Source organism: Streptomyces sp. CMB-StM0423, from assembly GCF_002847285.1.
Taxonomy (GTDB): domain Bacteria; phylum Actinomycetota; class Actinomycetes; order Streptomycetales; family Streptomycetaceae; genus Streptomyces.
In genome coordinates this window covers 2,131,249-2,156,359 of the sequence record NZ_CP025407.1, presented here as the reverse complement: position 1 = coordinate 2,156,359, position 25,111 = coordinate 2,131,249, and the positions used below count along the sequence as shown (strand labels likewise).

The following is a 25,111-nucleotide window of genomic DNA, read 5'->3' as shown; positions in this document are numbered from 1 at the left end:
CACATTCCGTGAGGCTTTCCGCAGGCCCGCGCCGCAACGTGCATTCGGGTGACCGGGAAAGGCTCCCGGAGCGTGACGACGTGGCTACCGTGGTGCGGGGAGGTGCTGTCTGACCACCCGGGGTCCTGTGGGGGGATGCGATGGCGACAAGCGGACACGGCGGCGGGCACCTGCCCCGCCTCCAGCTCGACCAGCTCCTGGACGAGCTGCAACTGCGCATCGACGAGGTGCGCGGCACCCGCGACCGGGTGCACAGCCTGCTGGAGGCGGTGCTCACGGTCGGCAGGGAGCTGGACCTGCGCCAGGTCCTGCGGCGGATCGTGGAGGCCGCGGTGGTGCTCGTGGACGCCGAGTACGGTGCGCTCGGCGTCATCGAACACGGCGAGCGGCTGGCGCAGTTCATCCCCGTGGGGATCTCCGTCGAGGAGTACGAGGAGATCGGCCCGCTGCCGCAGGGGCACGGCGTCCTCGGCGAGCTGATCCGGCACCCCGAGGCGCTGCGCATCCAGGAGCTGCAGGACCACCCGTCCTCGTACGGCCTCCCGGCCAACCACCCGCCGATGCACTCCTTCCTCGGCGTGCCCATCCGGGTCCGCGACGAGGTCTTCGGCAACCTCTACCTCACCGAGAAGCGCAGCGCCAAGGAGTTCGACGGCGAGGACGAGGCGGTCCTGTCGACGCTCGCCGTGGCCGCGGGCGTGGCGATCGAGAACGCCCGGCTGTACGAGGAGGCCCGCCGCCGGCAGCGCTGGATCGAGGCCAGCGGCGAGGTGACCAACACCCTGCTCTCCGGCGCCCAGGAGGAAGAGGTGCTGGGCCTGATGCTCGACCGGGCCCGCAGCATCCTCAAGGCCGACCTCGGCACCGTCGCGCTGCCCGCCGAGGGCGCAGACGAGCTGCGTATCGTGCTCGCCCAGGGCACCGCGGCCGACGTGCTCGAAGGGCGCACGCTGCCCATGAAGGGGACGCTGTCCGGCGCCGCCTTCACCCGGGTGGAGCTGGCGATCAGCGACGACGTGACGAAGGACCCCCGGGTACGGGACGGCGGGCTGCCGGAAAACGGCATCGGCCCGGCGGTCGCCGTACCGCTGGGCACCAGCGACGGGCTGCGCGGCGTGCTGCTCGTCGGCCGGGAGGCGGGCGGCGAGCGCTTCGGCCCGGAGGAGACCGACGCCCTCGTCGGCTTCGCCGGGCAGGCGGCGGTGGCCATGGAGCTGGCCCAGCGGCGCCGGGACGCCGAGCAGCTCGCGCTCTTCGAGGACCGCGACCGCATCGCCCGGGACCTGCACGACCTGGCCATCCAGCGGCTGTTCGCCACCGGTATGACGCTCCAGAGCGCGGTGCGCTTCGTGACCCACGAGGAGGGCACCGAGCGGCTGCTGCGCGCCGTGGACGACCTGGACGAGACCATCAAGATCATCCGAACCACGATTTTCGGCCTGCGCAGACACGAGCACGGGCCGACCGCGCAGGGCCTGCGGCTGCGCGTGCTCAGCCAGGCCAAGGACTCGGTCGCCACCCTCGGGTTCACGCCGGTGCTGCGCACCGAGGGGCTGCTCGACACCGACGTGCCGGCGCCGGTGGCCGACCACCTCGTGGCGGTGCTCGGGGAGGCGCTGTCCAACGCCGCCCGGCACGCGGGCGCGTCGTCGGTCGAGATCACGGTGATCGCCGGGCAGGGCCTGGTCGCCCTCACGGTGACGGACAACGGGCGCGGCCTGCCGGCCGGCGGGCGGCGCAGCGGGCTGGCGAACATCGCGGAACGGGCCAGGCAGCTCGGCGGCGAGCTGATGCTCGACCCGCCGGCCGGCGGTGGTACGCGCCTGGTGTGGCGGGTGCCGCTGGACCGCCGGGCGGCGCAGGAGCGGGGCGGCCCGGGGGAGCAGGCGGACGGGCGGGAGGACGGCGGGGGCGGCACGGACGGGAGCGGGCAGGACCCCGGCCGGGGGTGAGCGGTGCGGCGCGCGGGCCGCGGCGGGTGCGTACGGCGGGCGTCACGCGCCCGGCGGGCGGTGGGCCTTGCTGGCGAGCACCGCCGCCTGTATCCGGCGCTCCACGCCCAGCTTGGCGAGCAGCCGGGAGATGTGGTTCTTGACCGTCTTCTCGGACAGGTAGAGCCGCTGGCCGATCTGCCGGTTCGTCAGGCCCTCGCCGATCAGCTCCAGCACGTCCAGCTCGCGCGGCGACAGACCGGCGAGCACCTCGTTCTCCGGCGCGGAGGGAACGTCGTCGCGGCGCAGGTTCGTCATCAGCCGGGCGGTGGTGGCGGGGTCGAGCATGGACTGCCCGGAGGCCACGGTCCGTACCGCGGAGACCAGGTCGCCGCCCTTGATCTGCTTGAGCACGTACCCCGAGGCACCCGCCATGATCGCGTCCAGCAGCGCGTCGTCGTCGTCGAAGGACGTCAGCATCAGGCACGCCAGCTCGGGCATCCGCGAGCGCAGCTCGCGGCAGACCCCGATCCCGTCGCCGTCCGGCAGCCGGACGTCCAGTACGGCGACGTCGGGCCGCAGCGCGGGCCCGCGGGCCAGCGCCTGGGCGAACGTGCCCGCCTCGCCGGTCACTTCGATGCCGGGCTCGGCCTCCAGCAGGTCGCGCAGGCCCCGCCGGACCACCTCGTGGTCGTCGACGAGGAAGACCCTGATGGGCCGGGCCGCCGAGAATTTCCTTTCCACTGTCACGTCGGGCACCTTTCCGCTCCTGCTCGGCTGGCTCGATCGTCCTCGGCCGCACGTGCCCGGGGGTAGGGCCGAACGGGCCCATGACCGGCACGCTGCGGGCACCCGGATGCTACGACCCGCGCGCCGGCGTCCGCCCGGTTCTCGCCGAACGGGGGCCGAAGTGCGACAGTCGGTGGGAGAGCCTTACCCGGGCGCAAGGGAAGCGGATGGGGGGTGCCGATGGCCGCGGGAGCGGGCATGGGGCGCGAGGGGGACCGCCCGGTACGCAGAGTGTGGAGCCGGCGCAACCCCTTCAGACGGCGTACGGACGTGCTGGAGGGCTGGGTGACGTTCGGCGCAGTCACGGTGTTCGCCCTCGGCGGCACCGCGGCCGCCTGGGCGTCCGCGGCCGCGGTCCACGAGGAGTTGAGCAGCCGCAGCGCGGAGCGGCAGCGTACGACGGCCGTGCTGCTGGAGGACGCGCCGCCGCTGACGATGCTGCGGGGCGACGCGTGGTCGGGCGGCGAGGTGACCACCAGGGTCCGCTGGCGGGACGCGGACGGGCGGGCGCACACCGGACGTACGCCGGTGTCCGCCGGGCTGCTCAAGGGCGCGGAGGCGGAGATCTGGACGGACGCGGCGGGCCGGCACGCCGTGGACCCGCCGCCGCCCGCGGGCGACACCGGCGTGCAGAGCGCGGTGGCCGCCGGCGGGGCGGCCGGAGTGGTGGGATGCCTGGTGTTCGGGTCCAGGACCGTCGTGCGCGTACGTCTCGACCGCAGGCGCGCGGCGGAGTGGGGGCGCGACTGGGCGCGGGTGGAGCCGCACTGGCGGCAGGGGAGCGCGGGGCCCTCCGAGCGGTAGCCGGCGGGCGCGCGCGGCGGCCGGCCGTACGGGAGGGGACGGCGAAGACGAAGGCGAGCCGATGCGGCGCGGGCTTCCGCGCCGCATCGGCTCTCACCCCCCACGCCACGGCTCGCCGAGGCGGGACCAGCATGCCGCGGGTGATACGCACCCGAATAGGGCCGAACGGCTCTGCTGTACGGGGCAGTCGGCCCTGCGCGACAATGCGCTGGCCGACCCCACGACGGGAGGATCCGTGAACTTACGTCGCGCTCCGCTCACCCCGCACTCCGCCCCCCTGAGGCTCACCCCACTCGCGGCCGTCCTGGCCGCCGCGCTCCTCGCCGTGCTCACCGCCCTCGCCCCGCCCGCCGCCGGGGCGCAGGACCAGGCCGTCCGCGGCGGCGACGTCCTCTACAGCAGCACCGGACCGTCCTGCCAGGTCGGCTTCAACGCGGGCCGCGGCGGGGAGCGTTACGCCCTGATGCAGGGCCGCTGCGCCGACGCCGCGGGACCGGTCTGGTACGCGGATCCCGCCAGGACGGTGGAGATCGGCAGGACCGAGAGCGTGAACTTCCCGGGCGGCGACTTCGCCCTGGTCCGCTACACCAACCCCGGCTTCACCTACCCCAGCGAGCTGTCGGCGGGACCGGGGGCGATCCAGATCACCGGCGCCGCCCAGCCCTCGGTCGGGCAGCAGGTGTGCCACGCCGGCCGGACCACGGGCGTGCACTGCGGCCGGGTCGTCTCGGTCAACGACACCATCGCTTACCCCGAGGGGATCGTCTACGGCCTGTTCCGCTCCAACGTCTGCGTCGAGCCGGGCGACGGCGCCGGGCCCGCCTACTCCGGCGGCACGGCGCTCGGTCTCATCGTGTCCGGCGGCTCGTGCAGCTCCGGCGGGGCGACGTTCTACCAGCCGGTGGTCCCCGCGCTCCAGGCGTACGGGCTCACCCTGCCCTGAGCCGGTGTACGGCCGTTCGCCCGGGCGCGGGCGAACGGCCGCCGGGCGGCGGGGCGTTGTCAGTGGGCTCGGATAGAACTGATGTATGAATGCTACGGATGCCCGACGCCAGCACTACGCCTTCGCCCACGCCGTGCTCCGCGACCTCGCCCTGACCGCACCGGAGCGCCTGCTCGCCGCCGCGCTCGACGGCTCGCTCGACGCCGAGCTGCGGGCGCTGTGGCGGCAGGCGGGGGCGGGGCTGCCCGCCGGGGAGCAGTCGGACGACCGGCCGGTGGGCCGGCTCGTCCGGCACGACTCCGTCCTCGTCACGCTGCCGCCCGCGGTGGCGCCGCCCGAGGCGCACTTCGTGCTGGTGACGGCGCCGCTGGGGGCGCCGGTGCGCTATGCCACGCTGGAGGCGTCGCCCGATCCCGCGGGGCGGCCCGCGGCGATGCTGTGCATGTGGGCGATGACCGCGGAAGGACCGGCACACGCGAGCACGCTGCAGTTCCTGCCGCCGCGCGAGGACCGGTTCCTGGACGCCGCGATGGAACTGCCCAGCGTGCCGCCGACGTTCGCTCTGTCCTGACCGGCCGCCCGGCCTCCGCCTGCCGTTCGCCCGCCGGCCACGCGCCCCCCGGCGCGCGAGCCGGCCGGCAGATCGGCCGGAACCGGCCGTCCCGCGGCCGGATTCAGCCGTCCTGCGGCGTCGGGTCGAGCCCTTCCTCGACCACCTCGCGGGCCACGTCGGCCAGCGGCCTGCGGTTGTTGCGGGCGTGCCCGCGCAGCAGGCGGAACGCCTCGTCGACGGCGATGCTCCGGCGCTGGGCGAGCGCGCCCTTGGCCTGCTCGATGACGATGCGGGAGTTGAGGGCGTTCTGCAACTGCGCCGCGACCGCCGTCTGTTCGGCCAGCGCGCGCTGCTGCAGGATGCCGAGGGTGGCGACGTCGGCGAGCGCCTGGCCCAGCCGCAGTTGCGCGGCGTGCAGGGTGCCGGGCCGGTCCCGGAAGAGGGTGAGTGCGCCGACGGTCGTGCCCCGCACCTGCATCGGCGCGGAGGCGACGAGGGCGAAGCCCAGCTCCAGCGCCCGGCCGGTGAAGCGGGGCCAGTCCGCGCGGGCCCGCGCGTGCGCGAGCGGGATGGCGGGCATGGGTCTCGCGGTGCGGTAGCAGTCCACGGCGGGGCCCTCGCCCCACTCCACCTCCGCCTCCTCCAGGGCGTGCGCGCGCTCGTCGGAGGCCGACGCGGTCAGCGCGGCACCGTCGTCGGCGGCGAGGACGACGCCCGCGGCGCTGACGTCGACCAGCTCGGCGCAGTGCAGCGCTAGCCTGCGCGCGTGCTGCTCGACGTCGAAATCGCTGTCGAGGGTGTCGGCCAGGTCCACGAACGCGGCGGCCAGACCTTCCTCTCGCGACTCCTCGGGCATGGGGTCGTCACCTCGTTTCACGGCTGCTGTGCCGGCCGGATGTGCGGCCGGACGTGCCGCCGGAGATCACGCGCGACCCGCTGCCCGTATCCGGGTACGTGGCTGAACTCGGGAGTGGTTCCCGGTCGAGCGTGGGCGCGCACCGGGACTTGTCTCCCAGCGATGGGCGGTTCGCTCGTGCTCCGGCGACGGCCCACCGGGGTCCGGGGTGGTCGTGGCAGACCACATTAGACGGCTGCGGCACGGGGGGCGAAGCTGCCCCGCGGACGCGGGCGTTCAGCGAGCGTTCCGCGGTCGTACGGGACCGCGGATGGCATATGCCGCTACGGTACGGGCGCCTCGCGGCCGCCGCGTACGAGGGCCGGGCGACGGTCCCGCGGGGCCGCGTCCCGGCAGGTGGAATTCGGTCGCCCGGGCGGCGGCGCGGTGCGAGTATCGCCGCCATGGTCGACCTGTCGCTCCTCGCCGCCTTCGTCGTGGCGATCTTCGTACTCTCCATCACCCCGGGCCCCGACATGATGTTCATCGTGGCCATGGGCGGGCGCGGCGGCTCCGGCATGGGCGTGATGGCCGCGGCCGGCGTGGCCTGCGGCATGCTCGTGCACGCCTGCGCCGCCGCCCTCGGGCTCTCCGCGCTCTTCGGCGCGCTGCCGGTGCTCTACCACGTGCTCCGCTGGCTCGGTGCCGCCTATCTCCTCTACCTCGCGATCCGCGCCTTCCGCGACCGCTCCGTGCCCGGCGACGAGGACGACGCGGCGGCCGGCGCCGACGGGCGCAGCGGTCCCCGGCCGCGCCGCGCGTTCTGGCAGGGAATGGTCACCAACCTGCTGAACCCCAAGGTCATCATGTTCAACATCGCGTTCCTGCCGCAGTTCGTGGACCCCGGCCGCGGCCATCTGCCGCTGCAGTTGCTCCTCCTCGGCATCACCGGCGTCATCGTCGGCTTCTGCGTCGACGGCTCGGTCGGCCTGCTCTCCGGCCGGCTGTCGCGGGCGCTGCGCCGCAGCCGGCGGCTGGCGCGCGGGCTCAACATCTTCAGCGGCACGGTCTTCGCGGGCCTGGCCGTACGACTGGCGGCCACACCCCGCTGAGCCCGCGCCCCGCAGTCCCCGGCCCGGGTGCCCTCACGCCGGGGTGAGGCCCGCCCGGGGCGCGGGTCCGGGGGCGAGCAGCGCCCAGCTCCGCGCGTCGCCCCACGCCGAGTCCGGGGCGACGTACGGGCGCAGCAGCTCGTCGAGTTCGGGATCGGCGAGGCCGGCCAGCGCGTCGGAGGCCCGCTTGCGGGCGATCCCCGCGAGGAAGTCGGCGAGCTGCACCCGCGGATCGGTCTCGGCGTCGACGAAGCGCAGCGCGCGCAGGTGCGCCCGGGGCGGCCGGCACACCTCGTACAGCCGCGCCATCCGCTCGTCGGTCAGCGCCGTCTGCCGGTCGTGCACGACGGTCACCGGCGCACCGTCCCGCCCCCAGTACGCGACCGCAGCGGCCAGCGCCGGCAGCAGCGAGTCCAGCGCGGGCACGGTCCGCGGGTCTTCGAGGAGCGCGGCACGCAGCGCGTCGGCCCGCGGGCGCGCCTGTCGTACGAGCCCCAGCAGCCGCCCCGCCTCACCAGGCGCCCCCGCGCGGTGCAGTTCGCCGGCCAGTCCGAAGAAGCCGTCGGCCGACGTCTCCGCGCCCCGGCGGGTGTTGATCCACATCAGCTCGTTGAACGAGGCGAGGAACGCCCGCCAGCGCTCGCGGCCGTAGACGCGGGGGCCCGCGCGGTACAGCTCACCCGCGGGACCGCGCGCGTGCGCGCCGCGCAGCATCGCGGGCGCGTCCGCCGGGTCCGTCCCGGACACCAGCAGGTCCACGATCCGGGCGACGGTGAAGAAGGACTTCTCCGTCAGGTGCACGCGGGCGCGGCCGGGCAGCGGCCCCTCCGGACCGAGGAACCACAGCAGCGTGCCGCGGTGCTTCTCGCGCTGGAGGTGGTTCGCCTTGTAGACGGTCGCGGGGGAGCGGATGCGGTCCCGCAGCTCGCGGATGCAGTCCGCCGCGTCCGCGGCCGGGACCGTCACACCGGCGTGGGCGAAGACGTCGGTGATGCCGCCGACGAGGTTCTCGCCCTCGTAGCCGGACTCGTCGCAGAACAGCTCGGCACCGGGTGCCGGGGATACGGGGGCGTCCGTGGGGACGCCGGACGGCGGACCGTGCATGAGCCGCCTCCCGCCGTTGCCGAGAGCGCGACCGTACCGCGGCTGGTCCCCGCGCACGAGGGGTTTTCCCGCGCGGCGCCGCCGCCCGCCCGCCCGTACCCCCGGCGGGAGCCGGTGGGCGGGGCCGGCGGGCGGGCGCTCAGGCCGCGGCCGGCGCGGGGCCCACCAGCTCCGACAGGACGTCCTCCATGGTGACGAAGCCCAGCACCCGCCCCTGGTCGCCGGTGACGGCCGCCAGATGGCTGCCGGCGGCGCGCAGGGCGGTCAGCGTGTCGTCCAGCGGGGTGTCGATGGCCACCCGCGTCATCGGGTGCAGCGCCGTACGCGGGAACGGCGCGTCCCTTTCCGCCACCCCGAGGGTGTCCTTGATGTGCAGGTAGCCCAGCAGCGCGCCGCCCCGGTCGGTGACCGGGAAGCGGGAGAAGCCCGCCTCGGCGGCCAGCCGCTCCAGACGCGCCGGGGTGACGGTGTCCTCGACGGTCGTCATGGTGCCCGCGGGCACCAGGATCTCGCCGACCGGCCGGGTGCCCAGCTCCAGCGCGTCCCGCAGCCGCTCGCCGTCGGCCGGCTCCAGCAGCCCGGCCTGGCTGGCGTCGGTGACCATCCGGGCGAGCTGGTCGTCGGTGAAGACCGCCGCCACCTCGTCCTTCGGCTCCACCCGCAGCAGCTTCAGCAGCCCGTTCGCGAAGGCGTTGATGCCGAAGACCACCGGGCGCAGCGCCCGGGTCACCGCGACCAGCGGCGGGCCCAGCAGCAGCACGGTGGGCACGGGCGCGGCCAGCGCGATGTTCTTCGGGATCATCTCGCCGATGAGCATGTGCAGGTACGTCGCCACGGTCAGCGCGATCACGAACGCGATCGGGTGCACCGCGGCGGACGGCACGCTGGCCGCCTCGAAGCCGGGCTCCAGCAGGTGCGCGATGGCCGGTTCCGCGACCGCGCCCAGCACCAGCGAGGAGACGGTGATGCCGAGCTGGGCCGTGGCCATCATCGCGGAAAGGTGTTCGAGGCCGTAGAGCGTGATGCGGGCGCGCTTGTGCCCGCGGCGCGCCTGCGGCTCGATCTGGCTGCGCCGTACGGAGATCATCGCGAACTCGGCGCCGACGAAGAAGGCGTTCGTGACCAGCGTCAGCGCGCCGATCCACAGTTGCAGCGCGGTCACCGGCGCACCTCCTCGGCGGGCCGGCGCTGGTCGGGTGCGGCGGCCCGGCGCGGCGGCGCGGCACCGGCCGCGTCCTCGGCGGGGGCGGTGATCCGGACCCGGTCGGCGCGGTGGTGCTCGACGGCCAGGACGTCCAGCCGCCAGCCGGCGAGGTGCACCGCGTCGCCCTTGGCGGGGATGCGGGCCAGCAGCGTGGCGATCAGCCCTGCGACCGTCTCGTACGGGCCCTCCGGGGCCTCCAGGCCCAGCTCCGCAAGCTGGTCCAGGCGGACGCTGCCGTCCGCGTCCCAGGTCGGCCTGCCGTCCGCGCCGACGCCCGCCGGCTGCAGGTCGGGCAGCTCGACCGGGTCGTGCTCGTCGCGTACCTCGCCGACGACCTCCTCCACGATGTCCTCCATCGTGGCCACCCCCGCGGTGCCGCCGTACTCGTCGATGACCACGGCCATCGTGCGCCGCTCGCGCAACTGCTCCAGCAGCCGGTCGGCGGGCAGCGTCTCGGGCACCAGCAGCGGCTCGGTGGCCAGCTCGGTGACCGGCGTCGCGGCCCGGGTGCGGGGTTCGAGGGCGAGCACGTCGCGGATGTGCACCGTGCCGACGACCTCGTCCAGGCTGTGCGCGTAGACGGGGAAGCGGGACAGCCCGGTGGCGTGCGCGAGGTTCGCGGCGTCGAGGGCGGTGGCGCCGGACTCCAGCGCCTTGACGTCGACGCGGGGCGTCATGACGTTCTCCGCGGTCAGCTCGTGCAGGTGCAGGGTGCGGACGAACAGCTCGGCGGAGTCCGGCTCCAGCGCGCCGCCCGCGGCGGAGTGCCGGGCCAGCGAGACCAGCTCGTCGGGCGTACGGGCCGAGGCCAGCTCCTCGGCGGGCTCCAGCCCGACGCGGCGCACGACGCGGTTCGCGGTGCTGTTCAGATGGCGGATGAACGGGCCGAAGGCGGCGGTGAAGCCGCGCTGCGGTCCGGCCACGGTCTTCGCCACGGCCAGCGGCCGGGCGATCGCCCAGTTCTTCGGCACCAGCTCGCCGATCACCATCAGGACCACCGTGGACAGCGCCACGCCCAGCAGCGTCGCCACCGGCGAGGCCGTGCCGCCCAGGCCCATGGCCTCCAGCGGGCCGCGCAGCAGCGTGGCCAGCGAGGGCTCGGCCAGCATGCCGATGACCAGCGAGGTCACGGTGATGCCGAGCTGGGCGCCGGAGAGCTGGAAGGTGAGCCGGCGGACGGCCTTCAGGGCGCCCTCGGCGCCCCGCTCACCCGCGGCGGCGGCCCGCTCCAGGTCGCCGCGCTCGACGGTGGTCAGGGAGAACTCGGCCGCCACGAAGATCGCGCAGGCCAGGGTGAGGGCCAGGGCGGCGAGCAGCAGAAGGATCTCGGTCACCGTGCCACCCCCGCCCCGTCGCTCGTTCTCCGGCGGGCTGTGGCACGGCTGGTACTGGGAGGTTCGCCCATTGCGGGACCGCTGCTCCTTCGTGATCGTCGGCGGGGGTGCCGGAAGTGTCTCTTATCGAGTGTCTCCGACACCAGGGTAAAGGGATAGTAAACCGGCTTGCGCGCCCGCGGCCAGGCGCGGAGGGCGGCGCCCGGGGGCGCGTGCGGACGGGCGCCAGGTGGCGTCAGGTGAGCAGCAGCGGGTTGTCGTTGCGGTGCAGCCAGCGCAGATACGTCTCGGTGGACCTGGCCGCCTCGCGGTAGGCGTCCTCCAGCGCGGTGTAGACGGCATGGAACTCGCCGTCGGTGGTCGACGCCGCCCGGGCGGCCAGCAGCAGCCGTACGGTCAGCGGGTCGCCGCGCAGCGGCCTGATCGCCATGCCGGGGCGCGGCGTCGAGGTGGGCTGGCACGGGGTGACGGCGACCCCGGCCCGTACCAGGTCGGCGCCCGTCAGGTAGTCGCCCTGGATAACCCGCAACTCCAGCCCGGCGCTGGCGAACATCCGGCGGATGCCGTGCCACTCGCCGTCCACGTGCGGATCGATGACCCACGGGTGCCCGCAGAGGTCGGCGAGGGCCACCTCCTCGCCTTCGGCCGCGGGGTGCGCCGCGGGCAGCGCGACGAACTGCGGCTCGCGCCAGAGCAGCGTGCGCTGGCCGACGCCGTCGGGTACGCGCAGCGGGCAGCCGGTGACCTCGTGCACGAACGCGACGTCGAGGTGGCCCTCGGCGACCATGCGCAGCAGCGAGTTCGGCGACGGGTCGACGCGGATGGAGACGTCCGTGTCCGGGAACCGCCCGCGCAGCCGGCACAGCCAGCCGGCCACCGCCCGGTTCGCGGTGCTGCCCAGTCGCAGCCGGGGCCCGCTCTCCTGCGCGCGGGCCTCCTCGCGCGCCTCGCTGACCAGGGTGGACATCTCGGCGATGATCGGCCGCGCGCGGGCGGTCACGGAGCGGCCGAGCGGGGTCGGGCGGCAGCCCGAGCGGTCGCGTACGAACAGCCGGCCGCCCACGGCCCGTTCGATACGGTTCAACTGCGCCGTCAGGGCGGGCTGGGAGACTCCGAGCCACCTGGCCGCCCCGTGCACACTTCCGGCGTCGGAGATCGCGCACAGCGCGCGCAGATGCCTCAACTCCAGCTCCACGCGGGGAGCATAGCCGCAATTATTTGTCAGGGGCACTACACGTATGCGCCGTTCCGCCCCGGCGGCGGGCGCCGGCGGGGGTGGGATCGCACGCCGCTATCACCGGATGAGATCTGCCCCCGGCCACCTGTTCGCCCGCAGACTCCTCACCGACCGACCGACCAATCGTTCGTGAGGAGAAACCCCCCATGAAGCTCTCCGGAAGACTGGTCTCCACCGCCTTGGGCCTCGGCCTGGCGCTGACCGGCCTGGCCGCCTCCCCGGCACCCGCGGCCGACCACCACGACCGGCAGACGACGCAGGCCACCGCCTCCGCGGCGTATGTCGGGCACGACAAGGAACAGCAGGCGCAGAACCGGGCCTTCTTCGAGATGATCCGGGAGAAGGCGCGCGAGAAGCAGGCGGCGGAACCCGGCTACCAGGCCATCACCATCACGTACAACGACGCCAGCGCGCCCAACTACCAGGGCGACATATCCCAGAGCACCCAGATCTGGAACAACGCCACCAACAACATCACGCTGGCCGAGACCTCCGGCTCCGGCGACTTCAGCTACCGCCAGGGCAACGACCCGCGCGGCAGCCACGCCGTCACCGACGGCCGCGGCCACGGCTACGTCTTCCTGGACCTGCGCCAGACCCAGCAGTACTACTCGCTGCGCGTCGTCACCCACGAGACCGGCCACATCCTCGGCCTGCCGGACAACTACAGCGGCCCGTGCAGCGAGCTGATGTCCGGCGGCGGCCCCGGCACCTCCTGCCGCAACGCCTACCCGAACGCGAACGAAGCCGCCCGCGTGGACCGCAACTTCGGCTGAGCCGGACCCGGTTCCGGGCCCGCCCGGAGCCGGCCGCCGGCCGAGCCCGGTCCCGGCCCCACACGGGACCGGCGGGCCGCCGCCCGCGGGCCGAGTGCCCGGCGGCCCGACCGCGCCCGCCCCGCGAACCTGCGGGGCGGGCGCGGCGCGCGTCCGGCCGCCCGGGGCCGGCGCGCGTCCCGGGCCGGGGCCTCCTATGGCCAGTAGGCGTCGAAGTTCCTGCTGAACTCCCAGTTGTTGTACCGGTCCCAGTTGATCGACCAGGTCATCAGCCCGCGCATGCCGGGCCAGGTGCCGTGCGTCTTGTACGAGCCGCAGTTGCTGCCCTTCGTCAGGCAGTCCAGCGTCTTGTTCACCTCGCCGGTCGACACGTGCCCGTTGCCCGCCTGGGTGCTGGCCGGCATCCCGATGGCCACCTGGTCGGGCCGGAGCGCGGGGAAGAACCGGTCGGCGTTGCCCGCGACCGGGAAGCCGGTGAGCAGCATGTCCGTCATCGCGATGTGGAAGTCGGCGCCGCCCATGGTGTGGTACTGGTTGTCCAGGCCCATGATCGGGCCGGAGTTGTAGTCCTGGACGTGCAGCAGCGTGAGCGAGTCGCGCAGCGCGTGGATCACCGGCAGGTACGCGCCGCAGCGCGGGTCCTGGCCGCCCCACTGCCCGGTGCCGTAGAACTGGTAGCCCATCTGCACGAAGAACGTCTCCGGCGCCATGGTGAGTACGAACCGCTCGCCGTACTTCGCCTTGAGCGTCTTCAGCGCCGAGATCAGGTTGACGATCGACGGGGTGGTGGGGTTCCGGAAGTCGGTGTCGCCGTTGTCGAGCGAGAGCGAGTGGCCCTCGAAATCGATGTCGACGCCGTCGAGCCCGTACTCGTCGATGATGCCGCCGACCGAGCGGACGAAGGCGTCGCGCGCGGCCGTGCTGGTCAACTGGACCTGCCCGTTCTGGCCGCCGATGGACAGCAGCACCTTCTTGCCCGCGGCCTGCCTGGCCTTGATCGCCGCCTTGAAGTCCGCCACCGGTTCCACGTTCTGGCACTCGGTCTGCGGGCAGAGCGCGAAGCGGATGTCGCCGGAGGTCGACGAGGTGGGCTCGCCGAAGGCGAGGTTGATCACGTCCCAGCTCGCCGGGACGTCGGCGAGCCGGGTGTAGCCCGAGCCGTTGGCGAAGCTGGTGTGCAGATAGCCGACGAGGGCGTGCGGCGGCAGGGTGCCGCCGGGGTTGCCGCCGCCGTCGCCGGTGGTGGCGCTGACGGCGGCCGACCCGGGGGACTCGCCGGCGGCGTTGGTGGCGGTCACCTCGAAGCGGTACGAGGTCTTGGGCGTGAGCCCCGTGACGGTGGCGGAGGTACCGGTGACGGAGGTGGCGCGGGTGCCGTCGCGGTAGACGGTGTAGCCGGTCGCGCCGCTCACCGCGCCCCAGGACAGCGTGACGGAGGTGGCGGTGGTGGAGCCGGCCGCGAGTCCCGAGGGGGCGGCGGGGACGGTGCCCGGGTCGCCGCCTGGTCCGGTGAGCGTGAGGTCGTCGGCGTGGTAGGCGGGCTGGCCGTACCAGCCGTGGGTGTAGACCGTCACCGAGGTGGTGTTCGGCCCGGTGGTGAAGGACGTGTTCAGCTCGGTCCAGGTGCTCGCGGCGGGGGTCCAGTCCGCGACGTCGGTGGTGCCCGTGCCGCGGGCACCGAGGTAGGCGTACGCGCCCTGCACCCAGCCGCTCAGCGCGTACTGCGAGTGGGGGCGTACGGGCACGGTCTGGGTGCACTGGCCCTGGTCGCCGCCCGACGGCTGGACCCGCAGGGCGGACGTCCCGCTGTGCACGGGGCTGGTGACCGCGGAGCCGCTGCCGGCGGAGCAGCTCCAGCCGTCGAGCCCGGCCTCGATGCCGCCGTTGCGGACGAGGTTGGGCTCGGCGGCGGCCTCGGGCGCGGTGGCCCCGGCGGCGGTGCCGGAGAGCGCGCCGGCCAGCAGGGCGAGCGCGGCGAGCAGGGCCGCGAGCGGGGCGCTGCGGCGGGAGCGGTGTCTGGAGAAGCGCAGGAATCGGTCCACAACTGCCTCCACGGCTTGGGGTGTTGGGGCCTGGCGGGGGATGCGCGAGGGACAGGTTGGTCCAGACCAATAATGATGTCAAGGGGACGCGTACACGTCAGGGCGCGTACGCCGTCCGCGTACGCGCCCTGTGCCGCCGCCGTGTTCCGTCGTCAGGAGGCCGCCGTGGCCGGGGCTTCCTCAGAGGCCGGAGATCCGCCCGTTGCGGAAGAGGTCGACGAAGATCTGGTGGTCCGCCCGCGCCCGTACCCCGTAGTCGTGCGCGAAGTCCACCAGCATTTCGGTGAACCCGTCGGCGTCCGCCGAGATCGCCCCGTCGATCGCCTGCTCCGTCGAGAACGGCACCAGCGAGTGCCCGCTCTCCGCCACGTCCGCCGCCGCGTGCATGGTGGCGGTGGCCCGGCCCAGGTCGCCCACGACGGCCGCGGCCTGCTCCGGGTCATCGATGTCCGACCAGTCCAGGTCCACCGCGTACGGCGACACCTCCGCGACCAACTGCCCCGCCCCGTCCAGCTCCGTCCAGCCCAGCCACGGGTCGGAGGCGGCCTGCAGCGCGCGCTGCGAGATGACCGTGCGGTGCCCCTCGTGGTGGAAGTAGCCGCGGATCGCCGGGTCGGTGACGTGCCGCGCGACCGCCGGGGTCTGGCCGCGCTTCATGTAGATGACGATGTCGTTCTCCAGGGCGTCGCTGTGCCCTTCGAGGAGGATGTTGTACGACGGCAGCCCCGCGCTGCCGATCCCGATGCCCCGGCGGCCCACCACGTCCTTCACCCGGTACGCGTCCGGACGGCGCTCCCGGCCGCCGGAGGGCAGCGTCTCCAGATAGCCCTCGAAGGCGTCGAGCACCCGGGCGCGGGTGGCCGCGTCCAGCTCGATGGCGCCGCCGCCGGAGGTGAAGCGGCGCTCGAAGTCCCGTACCTCCGTCATCGACTCCAGCAGCCCGAAGCGGGTGTGCGCGCGGGCGGTGCGCAGCGCGCCGAGGAGCGGCCCGGTGGCGGTGTCGAGGGTGAACGGCGGCACCTCGTCGTCCTTGGCACCGGCGGCGAGGGCGCGGATGCGCTCGCGGTAGGCGTCGGCGTACGCGCGGACGAGGCCGGAGATCTGGCCGTCGCTGAGCGCCTTGGTGTAGCCGATGAGCGCCAGCGAGCCGGCCAGCCGCTTGACGTCCCAGGTGAACGGGCCGACGAACGCCTCGTCGAAGTCGTTGACGTTGAAGACGAGCCGGCCGTTGGCGTCCATGTAGGTGCCGAAGTTCTCGGCGTGCAGATCGCCGTGGATCCACACCCGGCCGGTCTGCTCGGTCAGGAACGGGTCGCCGCGCTCGCCGGCCTCCAGGTCGTGGTAATAGAGGGCGGCGGTCCCGCGGTAGAAGGCGAACGCCGAGGCCGCCATCTTGCGGAACTTGAGCCGGAAGGCGGCGGGATCGGCGGCGAGCAGCTCGCCGAATGCGGAGTCGAAGACGGCGAGTATCTCGTCGCCGCGCTGAGCGGCCTTGGTGTCCGTGACCATGCGGCTCACGATACCGGCGGGGCACCCCCCTGAACGGGGCGCCCGGGGAGCCCGGGGAGTGCGGTCCGCGCCCCGCCGGGGCGGGCGGGGCGCGGGGCGTACGCTCGGCGGACGCGCGTCACAGGCGCGCGCCCGCCGGGTGCTTCGGCCGGCCGAAGCCGGCCTGCATTACTGCTCTTTCTGCTCTTCCGACCGGTCTGCCGTTGCCCGTGCGCCGCGTCAGCGGCCGGGGCGCGGGCCGACCGCGAGCGGGACGCCCGTACGCCGCGACTGCGCCACCGACGCCGGCGAGTCCTCGCTGCGTGCCGCGTCCTTCGGGATCTCCGGCTCGGCCGGCTCCGTGGGCCGGTCCGCCGGCGGGGTGTAGCCCTCCAGCGTCGCGGTGCCCCAGACGTACGGGTCGGCCTGGGCGCTGCCGAACGGCGACCACGCCAGCCGGGTCTGGCCCGTCTTGTCGTCGGTGTCCGAGTCGTACACCAGGACGTTGAGCGCGAACTTCTCCGGGTCGGCCGCGGCCGGCAGGTCGGCCAGCGCGATCTTCGCCTCGATCGTGTAGCCCCGGTACGGGTCCGAGACCGCCGAGACCACCCGCATCCCGGGCGCCGTGGTGGCCGCCGGGCCCTGCCGGTTGTCGCCGTCGCGCTCGGCTGCCGCACCGCCGCCGTTCGCGGTGTACGGGAAGATGCCCGTCTTGAACGTCGTCGAGGTGTCGTCGGCCGTGCCGCGCGGGTCGAGGGTGATCTCGACCGCGTCCGTACGCCAGTGGCGCTTGGCGTCGCCCTCCTCCAGCGCCGTGCCCCTGCGGTCGTCGGTGACCTTGACGAACACGTAGAGGTCGTCACCGTGCCGCGACAGCTTCGCCGTGGCCGAGATGTCCTCCGCGCCGACCTTCTCGCCCTCCCAGTGCACCAGCGGCAGCTCCGGGCCCGGGTACTCGCCGGGGCGCTCCACCCCGTCGAGCACGGGGGCGGTGGCGACCTCGGGGATCGTCGTGGCCGGGGCGGCGGGGTACGTCGGCTGGGTGTCGTTCGCCAGCCACGGCAGGCCGACGCGCTCCGTCCAGTCGCGGAACTCCGCGTACAGCGGGCGCAGCTCGCCCTGGGACCGCACCTTCGACTTCACGGCCTTGCCGTTCGCCGCCAGGACCGTGAACCAGTCGGAGCCCAACTGCTCGGGGTCGGTCGGCACCTGCGGCGGCCGCGCGGCCCAGCCCTGCGTGACGTACTTGCGGGCGGCGTTCCGCTCCACCTGCGCCCAGCTCGTGCCGTACTCCTCGCTGTGCGCACCGGTGAAGACGCCGAAGACGGGCAGGCCGCTGGCGCGGTCCGTACGCCGCTGCTTCGGGGCGTCCGGGCCGAGCAGGCTGCCGAAGCCGTAGTTCTGCGCAAGCAGCAGCCGCGGGCGGTGCGGGCGGTACCCCTCCTTGGTGATCTGCGAGCGGAACGCGCGCGGGTCGCCGGCGAGGAAGAACGCCTCGATCGCCAGCCGGGCGGACAACTGGTGGCCGCCGTGCTGGTTGAAGGGGCGCGGGTCCATCGTCACGACCGTGTCGGGCGTGGTGGCGCGGATCAGCCGGACGACGCGCTCCAGCGTGTCGTCCACGTCCCAGATCGCGGCCGTCAGCGGGCCGGACAGGGTGTACCAGAAGTCGGGCTTGTCCAGGTAGTAGATGTTGTCGATGCCGGCGAGGCCGACCGCCTCGCGCTCCTCGTCCTCCCGCATCTGGCCGAGCGGCGGGCCCTCCTCCGGGCCGACCGCGTTGCCGCCGCCCTCGCCGCGGGTGACGGTGAGCACACCGGTGCTCAGCCCGTACTGCTCCCGCCACTGCCCGAAGGTGGCGAGGTTGCCGCACTCGTCGTCCGGGTGCGCGCCGACGAAGAGCACGTCGTTGTGCGCGCGGTCCCGCCCTCCCGGCGGTGCCTTGCGCGGGCGCGGCACGCTCCAGTCGTCCGCCCACGCGGACGGGGCGGTCGCGCCCAGCGCCGTACCGACGATGCCGGACACCAGCGCGGCCGAGACGAGCCGCCGGCTCGGTCCTGACCGGTCCGCGTCCTGTGCCCGTACGGGCTCCGTTCTGTCCCCCTGTGTCGAGTTCGTCACCGATGGCCTCCCCTTGACGTACATGGTGAGCCCCGCTTGATGAGGCTCACGACCGACCTTTCTAAGCCAGACCGGGAGCGGGGGCAAGGGGTTTGTCAGGACATCTTGTCAACTGGACGTCAGGCGGCGTCTCCCCGCGCGTCCCGCGGTGTTCCCAACTGTCCGCACGGGAACGGGAGTACGAGACAAATCGCACCGGGTGTGACAGAGTGCGGATCATCCGACGGCGTAATCCCGGAGCGCATGTGACCACCGAGAGCGGCGAGACGGCCTGGCTGAGCACGGTGGCCGGGACGTCCTGGACCCCGCCCGAGATCGATTTCACCAAGCCCCAGACCGCCCGGATGTACGACTACTACCTGGGCGGCAAGGACCACTACGCGCCGGACCGGGAGACCGCCGAGCGGGTCGTCGGGGTCTGGCCCGGCGTGGGCAAGTTCGCCCGCGCCAACCGGCACTTCATGCACCTGGCCGTCGAACGTCTTGCCGACCTCGGCGTCGACCAGTTCCTGGACGTCGGCACCGGCATCCCCACCTCGCCGAACGTCCACGAGATAGCCCAGGCCGTACGCCCCGCGGCGCGCATCCTCTACACCGACCACGACCCCGTGGTGCTCGCGCACGCCCGCGCCCTGATGAACTCCACCGCCGCGGGCCGCATCGACTACATCCAGGGCGACCTGCGCCGCCCGGAGACCATCCTCGGCCACCCCTGCATGACCGGCTCCGACCCGGCCCTCGACCTCGCCCGGCCGGTGGCCGTCAACCTCGTGGCGATCATGCACTTCATCACCCCCGAGGACGACCCGGGGCGCGTCCTCGGCGCCCTGATGGACGCGCTGCCCGCCGGCAGCCACCTCATCCTCAGCCACATCACGGCGGAGTTCGCCCCCGCGGAGGTCGAGGCCGCCGCCCGGCTCTACCACCGCCAGGGCCTGCCGGCGCACGCCCGCGACGAGCGCGAACTCGCCGGACTCGTCGACGCCCTCGGCCTGGAGCTGCTGCCGCCGGGCATCCTGCCCGTCAACCGCTGGTCCCCCGGCACCTCGCAAGAACCGCCCGCGCCCCTGTACACCGACGCCGAGGCGTCGTGCCTGGGCCTCATCGCGAGGAAGCCGTGACCGCCGTGAGCGACGACGACGCGCCGCGGCTCGCCGGCGCCATCGACACCTCCGTACCGCACTCGGCGCGGGTCTGGAACTACTGGGTCGGCGGCAAGGACAACTACGCGGTCGACCGCGCGGCCGGCGACGAGGTGCTGTCGGTCTACCCGCAGCAGGCGGAGAAGGCCCGCGCCTGCCGCGCGGGCCGCCGGCACCCTCGACCTCGGCCGCCCGGTGGCCCTGATGCTGCTGGGCATCCTCGGCCACGTCGAGGACCACACCACGGCCCGGGGCCTCGTCTCGCGCCTCCTCGCGGGGCTGCCGCCGGGCAGCTTTCCTGGTGCAGTACGACGGCACGGACACCAGCCCGGAGTACGTCGAGGCCCTCCGCCGCTACGCGGCCGCGGGCGGCGTCCCGTACCGCCTCCGCACCCCGGACCAGATCACGGCGTACTACGAGGGGCTGGAACTGATCGACCCGGGCGTGGTCCCCATCCCCACCTGGCGGCCGGATCCGACGCCGTTCGCCGGTCCGCGGGACGTGGACCAGTGGGGCGGCGTCGGCCGCAAGCGGTAGCCGCGGGGGCCCAGCGGGCAGCGGTACGGGCGCGGTCCCGGGCCGGCCTCGGGCCAGGAGGATCAGCGCAGGGCCGGTACGGTGCCGCCCGCCGCCCAGTCGACGCCCATCCCGCGCAGCCCGCCGCGCCATCCGCCGGCGATCTCCGCGAGCCGGGCGGCGCCCCGGCGGGGTGCGGCCGAGGCCGATCGCGTACCGGGCGAGAGCCGGGCCGGTCCCGAACGCCCCCGCAGCCCGGCCAGGTCACCCGCCCGTACATCGTCCGAGGCCGCCCCCGGGGACCACGGCAGATGCGGCGTACGGGGATAGTGCACGCATGATCCGGCTCCGTGACGCGGTCGGGTCCGGCCACTGGAGAAGCGCCTGCCGGCCCGCCTCCAGCGAATAACCCGGCGGGGACGGCGGCCGGTGGGGTGAATTCCCCGCCCGTACGTCGTGCGCCTGACGGGGCCGCCGCGCGCGGGAGCCGACACTGGGGCACCCTCGTGCCCTCGGAGAAACGGACTGCGCGCATGGACAGGTCAACGGCGTTGCAACTCGCGGCCGATGAACTGGAGGAGCGCGAGCTTCGTACCAGCCCCATCGAGATCATCGACTACGTGCCGAGCGATCCCGCCCAGGGCCTGCTGACCCCGCCCGGGTCGATCATGGTGTTCCTGGACCGCGCCGGCGCACCCGTCCTCGACCGGATCCGGGAGGCCGTCCTGGACGGCGGCGGCGCCGACGTCCGGCTCGCGCAGGAGATCAAGGAGCTGTTCCGCGCCCGCGAGAAGGTGAGCTACTACCGCGCCTACCGGCTGCTCCGCGAGGCGGAGAGCTTCGCCACCATCCGCTACGGCGGCCGCACCCTCGCCACCCACGCCTTCCCCGCCCCCGAAGCCGGCCTGTCGGCGATCGAGAACCCCTACAACGGCGGCCGGCTGGCACCGGACGAACTCACCCTGGTCGAGCACCTGATCCCGGGCACCCGGGGTGGCCTGGCCGCCGTCGCGGTCCGCCACATGCCTCCGCTCACCGACGCCGAGCGGGCCGCGGTGGAGCAGGTGCCCGACGACCAGCTCGAAATGAACCTCACCCTCCGGGCCGACTGCTGCGACAGCTGGACCGGATTCCTGGAGCAGCTCGCGCAGATCACGCACGCGACCATGTACTGCATGATGGAGGCCGCCAGCCGGCAGGAGGCTCCGCTGTCCACCGAGGACGTCGACCGCCTCGGCCCCGCGGCCTCCGCCCGCAAGCTGCTGAACCGGCGCCGGGAACTGCTCGGCCACAACCACGCCTGAGGCACCGGACATGCCCGAACTCGCCGGTCCGGTGTACGCGGCCGCGTGCGCCCTGTGGATCGCGCTGACCATGGTGTGCCAGACGCGGTCGCGGGTGGCCGCGAAGATCCGCAGGTACGACTTCCTCGCCATGATCCCGCGCTGGACCTTCTTCGCCCCGACTCCCGGCACCCAGGACTTCGTTCTGCTGCGCCGCTACCGCACGTCCGACGGCCGGCTGACCCGCTGGCGGGAGACGGGCGGCACCGCCGCCGCCGGCCGGCCCCTGTACGCCGTCTGGAATCCCGCCCGGCGCCACACCAAGGCCCTGCTCGACGCGTGCCAGAGCCTCCTGGAGCTGGCGTCCCAGGGCCCCCGGCCGGCGGAGATCGAGCTGACCGCGCCCTATCTCGCGCTCCTGGCCCACGTGTCGGCGCAGCCCTGTTCCGAGGAACCGCATGCCACCCAGTTCGCCCTCGTCATCCGGAAGAGCTCGGCCTTCGAAGGGGCCGCTCCCGCAGTGGCCTTCGTCTCCTCCCTGCACGCGGTCGACTGAGACTCCGCCCGGACTCGTGGAGCGGACCTCGTGAACGCCGACCTGGCGGTGCGCCTCACGCTGGCGATCGGCGGCGTGGGCGTGGCGATCTCCTCCTGGGAGTACCTCACCCGCCCCGCGCTGCTGGCCGACCACGCGATCGCCGGCTGGCCGGTCGGCCGGTCCTGCCGGCCGTACCGGCTGCGCCGCACCGCGGACCGGGCCGTCGACCTGCTGCTGCGGTACCCGAACGTCCTCGTCCTGGTGACGCTGCGGCTGGCGGCGGCGCTGGCGATCGTGATCGGCCGCCCGGTCCCGGCCGTCGTCTGCCTGGGCGTGCTCGCGGCGTCCTCGATCCTCCTCGGCGTGCGCTCCCCGTACGGCAGCGACGGCGCGGACCAGCTCTCGATGATCATCTTCGTGGCGGCGTTCTGCGCCGCGGCGATCGGCACCGGCGGCTCGCGGCACGTCTTCCTCTGGTTCGTGGCGGCCCAGGCGTGCTGCGCGTACTTCATCGCGGGCTTCGCCAAACTGGTCTCCCCGGTCTGGCGCAGCGGCCGCGCCCTCGGCGGCATCCTCGGCACCGCCACGTACGGCCACCGCCGCCTGGGCCCGGTCGTCGCCGCGCACCCCCGGGCGGCGTGGCTCGCGGGGTGGTGGGTGATCACGCTGGAATGCGCGTTCCCCCTGGTCCTGCTGGGCGACCCGCGCGTGACCTACGCGGTCCTGGGACTCACGCTGGCGATGCACCTCGGCATCCTGGCCTTCATGCGGCTGAACACCTTCCTCTGGGCGTTCACCGCGACCTATCCGAGCGTCATCTACTGCACGCTCCGCTGAGCCGCCAGGGCCCGCCGCGCGGCGGGCCCCGGCGGCACCGGGGGAGTGGATCCGGGTCAGGGCAGCAGCGACTCCCGCAGCACCCGGCCCTCGGACTGCGCGGGCGGGTCGACCCCGAGGAGCGCCGACATGGTCGCGGCCAGGTCGACGTGGCGCGGGTGCCGCGGCGGCCGTCCGCGCCGGATCCGGTGGCCGGCCAGGACGAGCGGGACCTTCGTCTCCGCGCGGCTGCCGTGGCGCCCGTCGAAGCCCTCGGCCGGCGGGGTGAAGGACAGCGCGTACGGCGCCGCCAGTTCGAGCACCAACTGGCCGTACTGCGGCGCCATCCGCAGCGCGGCCTGCTCCGCCTTGGTCAGCACCGCCGCGACGCCTTCGGTGTCCGCGAGCGCCGCGCGGGCACGGCCGACCGCGGCGGCGTCGGTGGCCGCCGCGCCCAGGAGGTGCACGGACGCGATGCTGCCGCCGGAGACCAGGACGGCATCGGTTCCCGGCGCCGGCCGGCCGCCGGACCCGATCACCTCGGGCGTGAAGCCCGCGGCGGTGAGGGCGGCGACCGCCTGGGCCGCCATCGGCGTGTTCCAGCCCGTCATGCCGTGGTCGCCGGTGACCACCCAGGTCGTCCGGCCGTAGAGATCCAGCTCCTTGACCGTCCGGATCAGCCGCCCGATCCCGGCATCGGTCTCGCGCAGGGTGTCGAGCATCCGGGGGTCGCCGGGTCCGAACGAGTGCCCGTCGCCGTCGAGGTCGCTGGAGTAGACCGCCAGGAAGTCCGGTCGCCGGGCGAGGGTCACCGTCGTGCCGCCGCTGTCGACGGGCTGCCCGGTGAGCATCGCGATCGCGTCGTCGACGCGCGCGCCGATGCGGCCGCCCGGCTGGGTGTAGAGGCCGTCGGGATCGCCGTAGGCCGTGCCCTTGTCCTGGAGGATGAACCACTGCGCGGACCCGATCCGGATGCCCTGCGGTCGCCACGCCTGGGCGAGCCCCTCGACCGCGCTGTCGCGGCTCTGGCCGCGGGCGACGCCGGCCGCCTCGTCGTAGTAGTAGGCGGCGTTGCGGGTGCGGTCCGGGTGGGCGCCGCAGGAGACCGCGGTCCACGACTGGTTGGTGATGCTGGCCATCACGCCGGTGCCGGTGGTCACCGAGCCGGCGCGCACCAGCGACATCAGGTGGGGCATCGGCGCGCGGCCGTCGAGGTAGTCGACGTCGAAGCCGTCGAGGGCGAGGAAGATCAGCAGGCCGCGCCTGCGGGCGGCGTGTGCGGGCACGGCGGCGAGGGGCGAGGCGAGCGCGCCGGCCACGGCGCCGGCGAGGACACCGCGTCGGGACAGAGAGGTGGCGGACATGGCGCGACCGTAGGAGCGGAACGCTCCCGGCCGGCGAGCACGGGGTGAACGGGCCGCGAATTCCCGCGTCCCGGCGTTCCGGACGCACTACGGGCGCCACCGCCGGAGCGGAGAGCGCCGGTGGGGGCACCGGCGCTCTCCGGTCTGTCAGTACGGCCCGTAGACGTTGTCGATCGACCCGTACCGGTCGGCCGCGTAGTTGCACGCGGCGGTGATGTTGGCGACCGGGTCGTAGCTGTCGGTCGACGTGCCCGGGACGTGGTACGCCTCGAAGGTGGGAGCGATGACCTGGAGCAGGCCCTTGGAGGGCGTGCCGTTCACGGCGTTGATATCCCAGTTGTTGATGGCCTGCGGGTCGCCCGCGGACTCCCGCATGATGTTGCGGTGAATACCGTCGTAGGTCCCGGGGATGCCGTGCTCGGCCATGACGTCGAGCGACTCCCGGATCCAGCCGTCGAGGTTGTCCGGGTAGCTCGTGACGGACGCGCTGGCGGTCTTCAGGCCAGACTCGGATTCCTTCGAGTCGCTCTTGTCGGCCTTGCCGCCGAGCGCGAGTTCAAGGCCGGGGAGGATGAAGTGCGGGTTGGCGCCGACGGCCTCGCGGTTGTCCTCGTACAGCTTCTTCCAGCCGCCGCGTACGGATTCCCTGTCGGCGATCTTCGCCAGGGAATCCCCGGCGACCACGGCGTACGTGGCCGCCGCCGCGCCGGCGGTCGCCGCGGCGGGGGCCTCGGCGCGTATGCCGGTCTGGGGGGCGGACGCGGGGACGGAGCCGGCCGCGGAGGCCGAGGACGCGCCGATCAGCGGAGCGGCGATCGCGACGCCGCTGACGCCGGCGAAAGTGATGCCGCGGCCGATCAGGCGCAGCTTGGGACGGCGATGCTTACCTTTTGCGGGCATGGGTGTTTCTCCTCAGCGCCTGCGAGGTGAGCTGTCGGGTTCGGGCTGGAGATGCCCGGCCGCACCAAGGTGCGACTTCACCCCAAGCCGTTCCGGAATCCGGACCGGCGACTTACCTATGGGTCCCCCGCTCCTGCCGTGTGTGAATAGGGAACGGTTTCCGGATGGCGGCAGGATTCGGCGTCCACCCGGCTGGCGGAGACTTAAGCATGTCTTTCCGGTCCGGACAAGCTGAGGAACTCGTCCGGTCGATACGGGGCCGGCTCCTGGACCGGATG

22 protein-coding genes, 1 pseudogene and 1 riboswitch are annotated in these 25,111 nt (G+C 73.9%); of the genes and pseudogenes, 11 read left to right on the top strand and 12 right to left on the bottom strand.

Annotated elements, in window-relative coordinates; all coding sequences use genetic code 11:
• Positions 1-140 precede the first annotated feature (140 nt).
• Positions 141-1,952: a sensor histidine kinase gene (locus CXR04_RS08975; RefSeq protein WP_234380123.1), complete on the top strand. Its 1,812-nt coding sequence runs from the start codon at positions 141-143 to the stop codon at positions 1,950-1,952.
• A gap of 42 nt (positions 1,953-1,994) precedes the next feature.
• On the opposite strand, the gene CXR04_RS08970 is transcribed toward CXR04_RS08975, so the two are convergent.
• Positions 1,995-2,690 carry a response regulator gene (locus CXR04_RS08970; protein ID WP_101421329.1) on the bottom strand — a complete coding sequence of 232 codons (696 nt, stop codon included), beginning with the start codon at positions 2,688-2,690 and terminating at the stop codon, positions 1,995-1,997.
• Between the two features lie 228 nt (positions 2,691-2,918).
• Here CXR04_RS08970 and CXR04_RS08965 point away from each other — a divergent pair, with 228 nt between their 5' ends.
• The 3 genes from CXR04_RS08965 to CXR04_RS08955 all read left to right on the top strand — a co-directional run bounded on the left by CXR04_RS08965 (position 2,919) and on the right by CXR04_RS08955 (position 5,038).
• Entirely contained in the window at positions 2,919-3,524 is a 606-nt protein-coding gene (locus CXR04_RS08965) for an Rv1733c family protein (RefSeq protein ID WP_234380122.1), read from the top strand.
• A gap of 235 nt (positions 3,525-3,759) precedes the next feature.
• Positions 3,760-4,467, top strand: a complete 708-nt coding sequence (locus tag CXR04_RS08960; RefSeq protein WP_101421327.1) for a S1 family peptidase — start codon at positions 3,760-3,762, stop codon at positions 4,465-4,467.
• An 85-nt stretch (positions 4,468-4,552) separates the two neighbouring features.
• Positions 4,553-5,038 (top strand): hypothetical protein, encoded by a 486-nt coding sequence (locus tag CXR04_RS08955; RefSeq protein WP_234380121.1) that lies wholly within the window; start codon positions 4,553-4,555, stop codon positions 5,036-5,038.
• 103 nt (positions 5,039-5,141) lie between these two features.
• Here CXR04_RS08955 and CXR04_RS08950 read toward each other — a convergent pair whose 3' ends face one another.
• Positions 5,142-5,876, bottom strand: a complete 735-nt coding sequence (locus CXR04_RS08950) for a GAF and ANTAR domain-containing protein (protein ID WP_101421325.1) — start codon at positions 5,874-5,876, stop codon at positions 5,142-5,144.
• A 443-nt stretch (positions 5,877-6,319) separates the two neighbouring features.
• On the opposite strand from CXR04_RS08950, the gene CXR04_RS08945 reads away from it, so the two are divergent.
• Positions 6,320-6,967: a LysE family translocator gene (locus CXR04_RS08945; protein ID WP_101421324.1), complete on the top strand. Its 648-nt coding sequence runs from the start codon at positions 6,320-6,322 to the stop codon at positions 6,965-6,967.
• Between the two features lie 33 nt (positions 6,968-7,000).
• Here the strand turns inward: CXR04_RS08945 and CXR04_RS08940 are convergent, their stop codons facing one another.
• The 4 genes from CXR04_RS08940 to CXR04_RS08925 form a co-directional block, all read right to left on the bottom strand.
• Entirely contained in the window at positions 7,001-8,071 is a 1,071-nt protein-coding gene (locus tag CXR04_RS08940) for a hypothetical protein (protein WP_101421323.1), read from the bottom strand.
• A gap of 139 nt (positions 8,072-8,210) precedes the next feature.
• Complete coding sequence (locus tag CXR04_RS08935) at positions 8,211-9,233, bottom strand: hemolysin family protein (RefSeq protein WP_101421322.1); 1,023 nt, start codon at positions 9,231-9,233, stop codon at positions 8,211-8,213.
• Entirely contained in the window at positions 9,230-10,609 is a 1,380-nt protein-coding gene (locus CXR04_RS08930; RefSeq protein ID WP_101421321.1) for a hemolysin family protein, read from the bottom strand. The genes CXR04_RS08935 and CXR04_RS08930 overlap by 4 nt, the downstream gene beginning before the upstream one ends.
• Before the next feature lie 235 nt (positions 10,610-10,844).
• Positions 10,845-11,792 carry a LysR family transcriptional regulator gene (locus CXR04_RS08925; RefSeq protein WP_101421320.1) on the bottom strand — a complete coding sequence of 316 codons (948 nt, stop codon included), beginning with the start codon at positions 11,790-11,792 and terminating at the stop codon, positions 10,845-10,847.
• 200 nt (positions 11,793-11,992) lie between these two features.
• On the opposite strand from CXR04_RS08925, the gene CXR04_RS08920 reads away from it, so the two are divergent.
• Complete coding sequence (locus CXR04_RS08920; protein WP_101421319.1) at positions 11,993-12,622, top strand: snapalysin family zinc-dependent metalloprotease; 630 nt, start codon at positions 11,993-11,995, stop codon at positions 12,620-12,622.
• A 194-nt stretch (positions 12,623-12,816) separates the two neighbouring features.
• Here the strand turns inward: CXR04_RS08920 and CXR04_RS08915 are convergent, their stop codons facing one another.
• From CXR04_RS08915 to CXR04_RS08905, 3 genes are all read right to left on the bottom strand, one after another.
• Positions 12,817-14,664: a chitinase gene (locus CXR04_RS08915; RefSeq protein ID WP_101421318.1), complete on the bottom strand. Its 1,848-nt coding sequence runs from the start codon at positions 14,662-14,664 to the stop codon at positions 12,817-12,819.
• A 180-nt stretch (positions 14,665-14,844) separates the two neighbouring features.
• A complete protein-coding gene (locus tag CXR04_RS08910; RefSeq protein WP_101421317.1) occupies positions 14,845-16,173 on the bottom strand; it encodes a DUF2252 domain-containing protein in 1,329 nt (442 codons plus the stop codon).
• A gap of 219 nt (positions 16,174-16,392) precedes the next feature.
• Positions 16,393-18,273 (bottom strand): sugar-binding protein, encoded by a 1,881-nt coding sequence (locus tag CXR04_RS08905; protein ID WP_101421316.1) that lies wholly within the window; start codon positions 18,271-18,273, stop codon positions 16,393-16,395.
• 245 nt (positions 18,274-18,518) lie between these two features.
• Between CXR04_RS08905 and CXR04_RS08900 the strand changes: the two genes are divergently transcribed.
• Together CXR04_RS08900 and CXR04_RS36875 are read left to right on the top strand one after the other, a co-directional pair.
• Positions 18,519-19,394, top strand: coding sequence for an SAM-dependent methyltransferase (locus CXR04_RS08900; RefSeq protein ID WP_101421315.1), 876 nt, complete (start codon positions 18,519-18,521; stop codon positions 19,392-19,394).
• Positions 19,391-19,953 (top strand): annotated as a pseudogene (locus CXR04_RS36875) (SAM-dependent methyltransferase). Before CXR04_RS08900 ends, CXR04_RS36875 begins: the two are co-directional and overlap by 4 nt.
• A 62-nt stretch (positions 19,954-20,015) precedes the next feature.
• On the opposite strand, the gene CXR04_RS35150 reads toward CXR04_RS36875, so the two are convergent.
• Positions 20,016-20,267: a hypothetical protein gene (locus tag CXR04_RS35150; RefSeq protein ID WP_199850695.1), complete on the bottom strand. Its 252-nt coding sequence runs from the start codon at positions 20,265-20,267 to the stop codon at positions 20,016-20,018.
• A gap of 198 nt (positions 20,268-20,465) precedes the next feature.
• Here CXR04_RS35150 and CXR04_RS08890 point away from each other — a divergent pair, with 198 nt between their 5' ends.
• The 3 genes from CXR04_RS08890 to CXR04_RS08880 are packed head-to-tail and all read left to right on the top strand — an operon-like array spanning position 20,466 to position 22,590.
• Positions 20,466-21,236 (top strand): hypothetical protein, encoded by a 771-nt coding sequence (locus CXR04_RS08890; RefSeq protein ID WP_159072280.1) that lies wholly within the window; start codon positions 20,466-20,468, stop codon positions 21,234-21,236.
• 10 nt (positions 21,237-21,246) lie between these two features.
• Complete coding sequence (locus CXR04_RS08885) at positions 21,247-21,771, top strand: hypothetical protein (RefSeq protein WP_101421313.1); 525 nt, start codon at positions 21,247-21,249, stop codon at positions 21,769-21,771.
• A gap of 30 nt (positions 21,772-21,801) precedes the next feature.
• Positions 21,802-22,590: a hypothetical protein gene (locus tag CXR04_RS08880; RefSeq protein ID WP_101421312.1), complete on the top strand. Its 789-nt coding sequence runs from the start codon at positions 21,802-21,804 to the stop codon at positions 22,588-22,590.
• Positions 22,591-22,646: 56 nt separating this feature from the next.
• Here the strand turns inward: CXR04_RS08880 and CXR04_RS08875 are convergent, their stop codons facing one another.
• Positions 22,647-23,933 carry an alkaline phosphatase family protein gene (locus CXR04_RS08875; protein WP_101421311.1) on the bottom strand — a complete coding sequence of 429 codons (1,287 nt, stop codon included), beginning with the start codon at positions 23,931-23,933 and terminating at the stop codon, positions 22,647-22,649.
• 147 nt (positions 23,934-24,080) lie between these two features.
• Positions 24,081-24,833: a transglycosylase SLT domain-containing protein gene (locus CXR04_RS08870; protein ID WP_101421310.1), complete on the bottom strand. Its 753-nt coding sequence runs from the start codon at positions 24,831-24,833 to the stop codon at positions 24,081-24,083.
• Between the two features lies 1 nt (position 24,834).
• Positions 24,835-24,996, bottom strand: a riboswitch (cyclic di-AMP (ydaO/yuaA leader).
• Between the last annotated feature and the right edge of the window lie 115 nt (positions 24,997-25,111).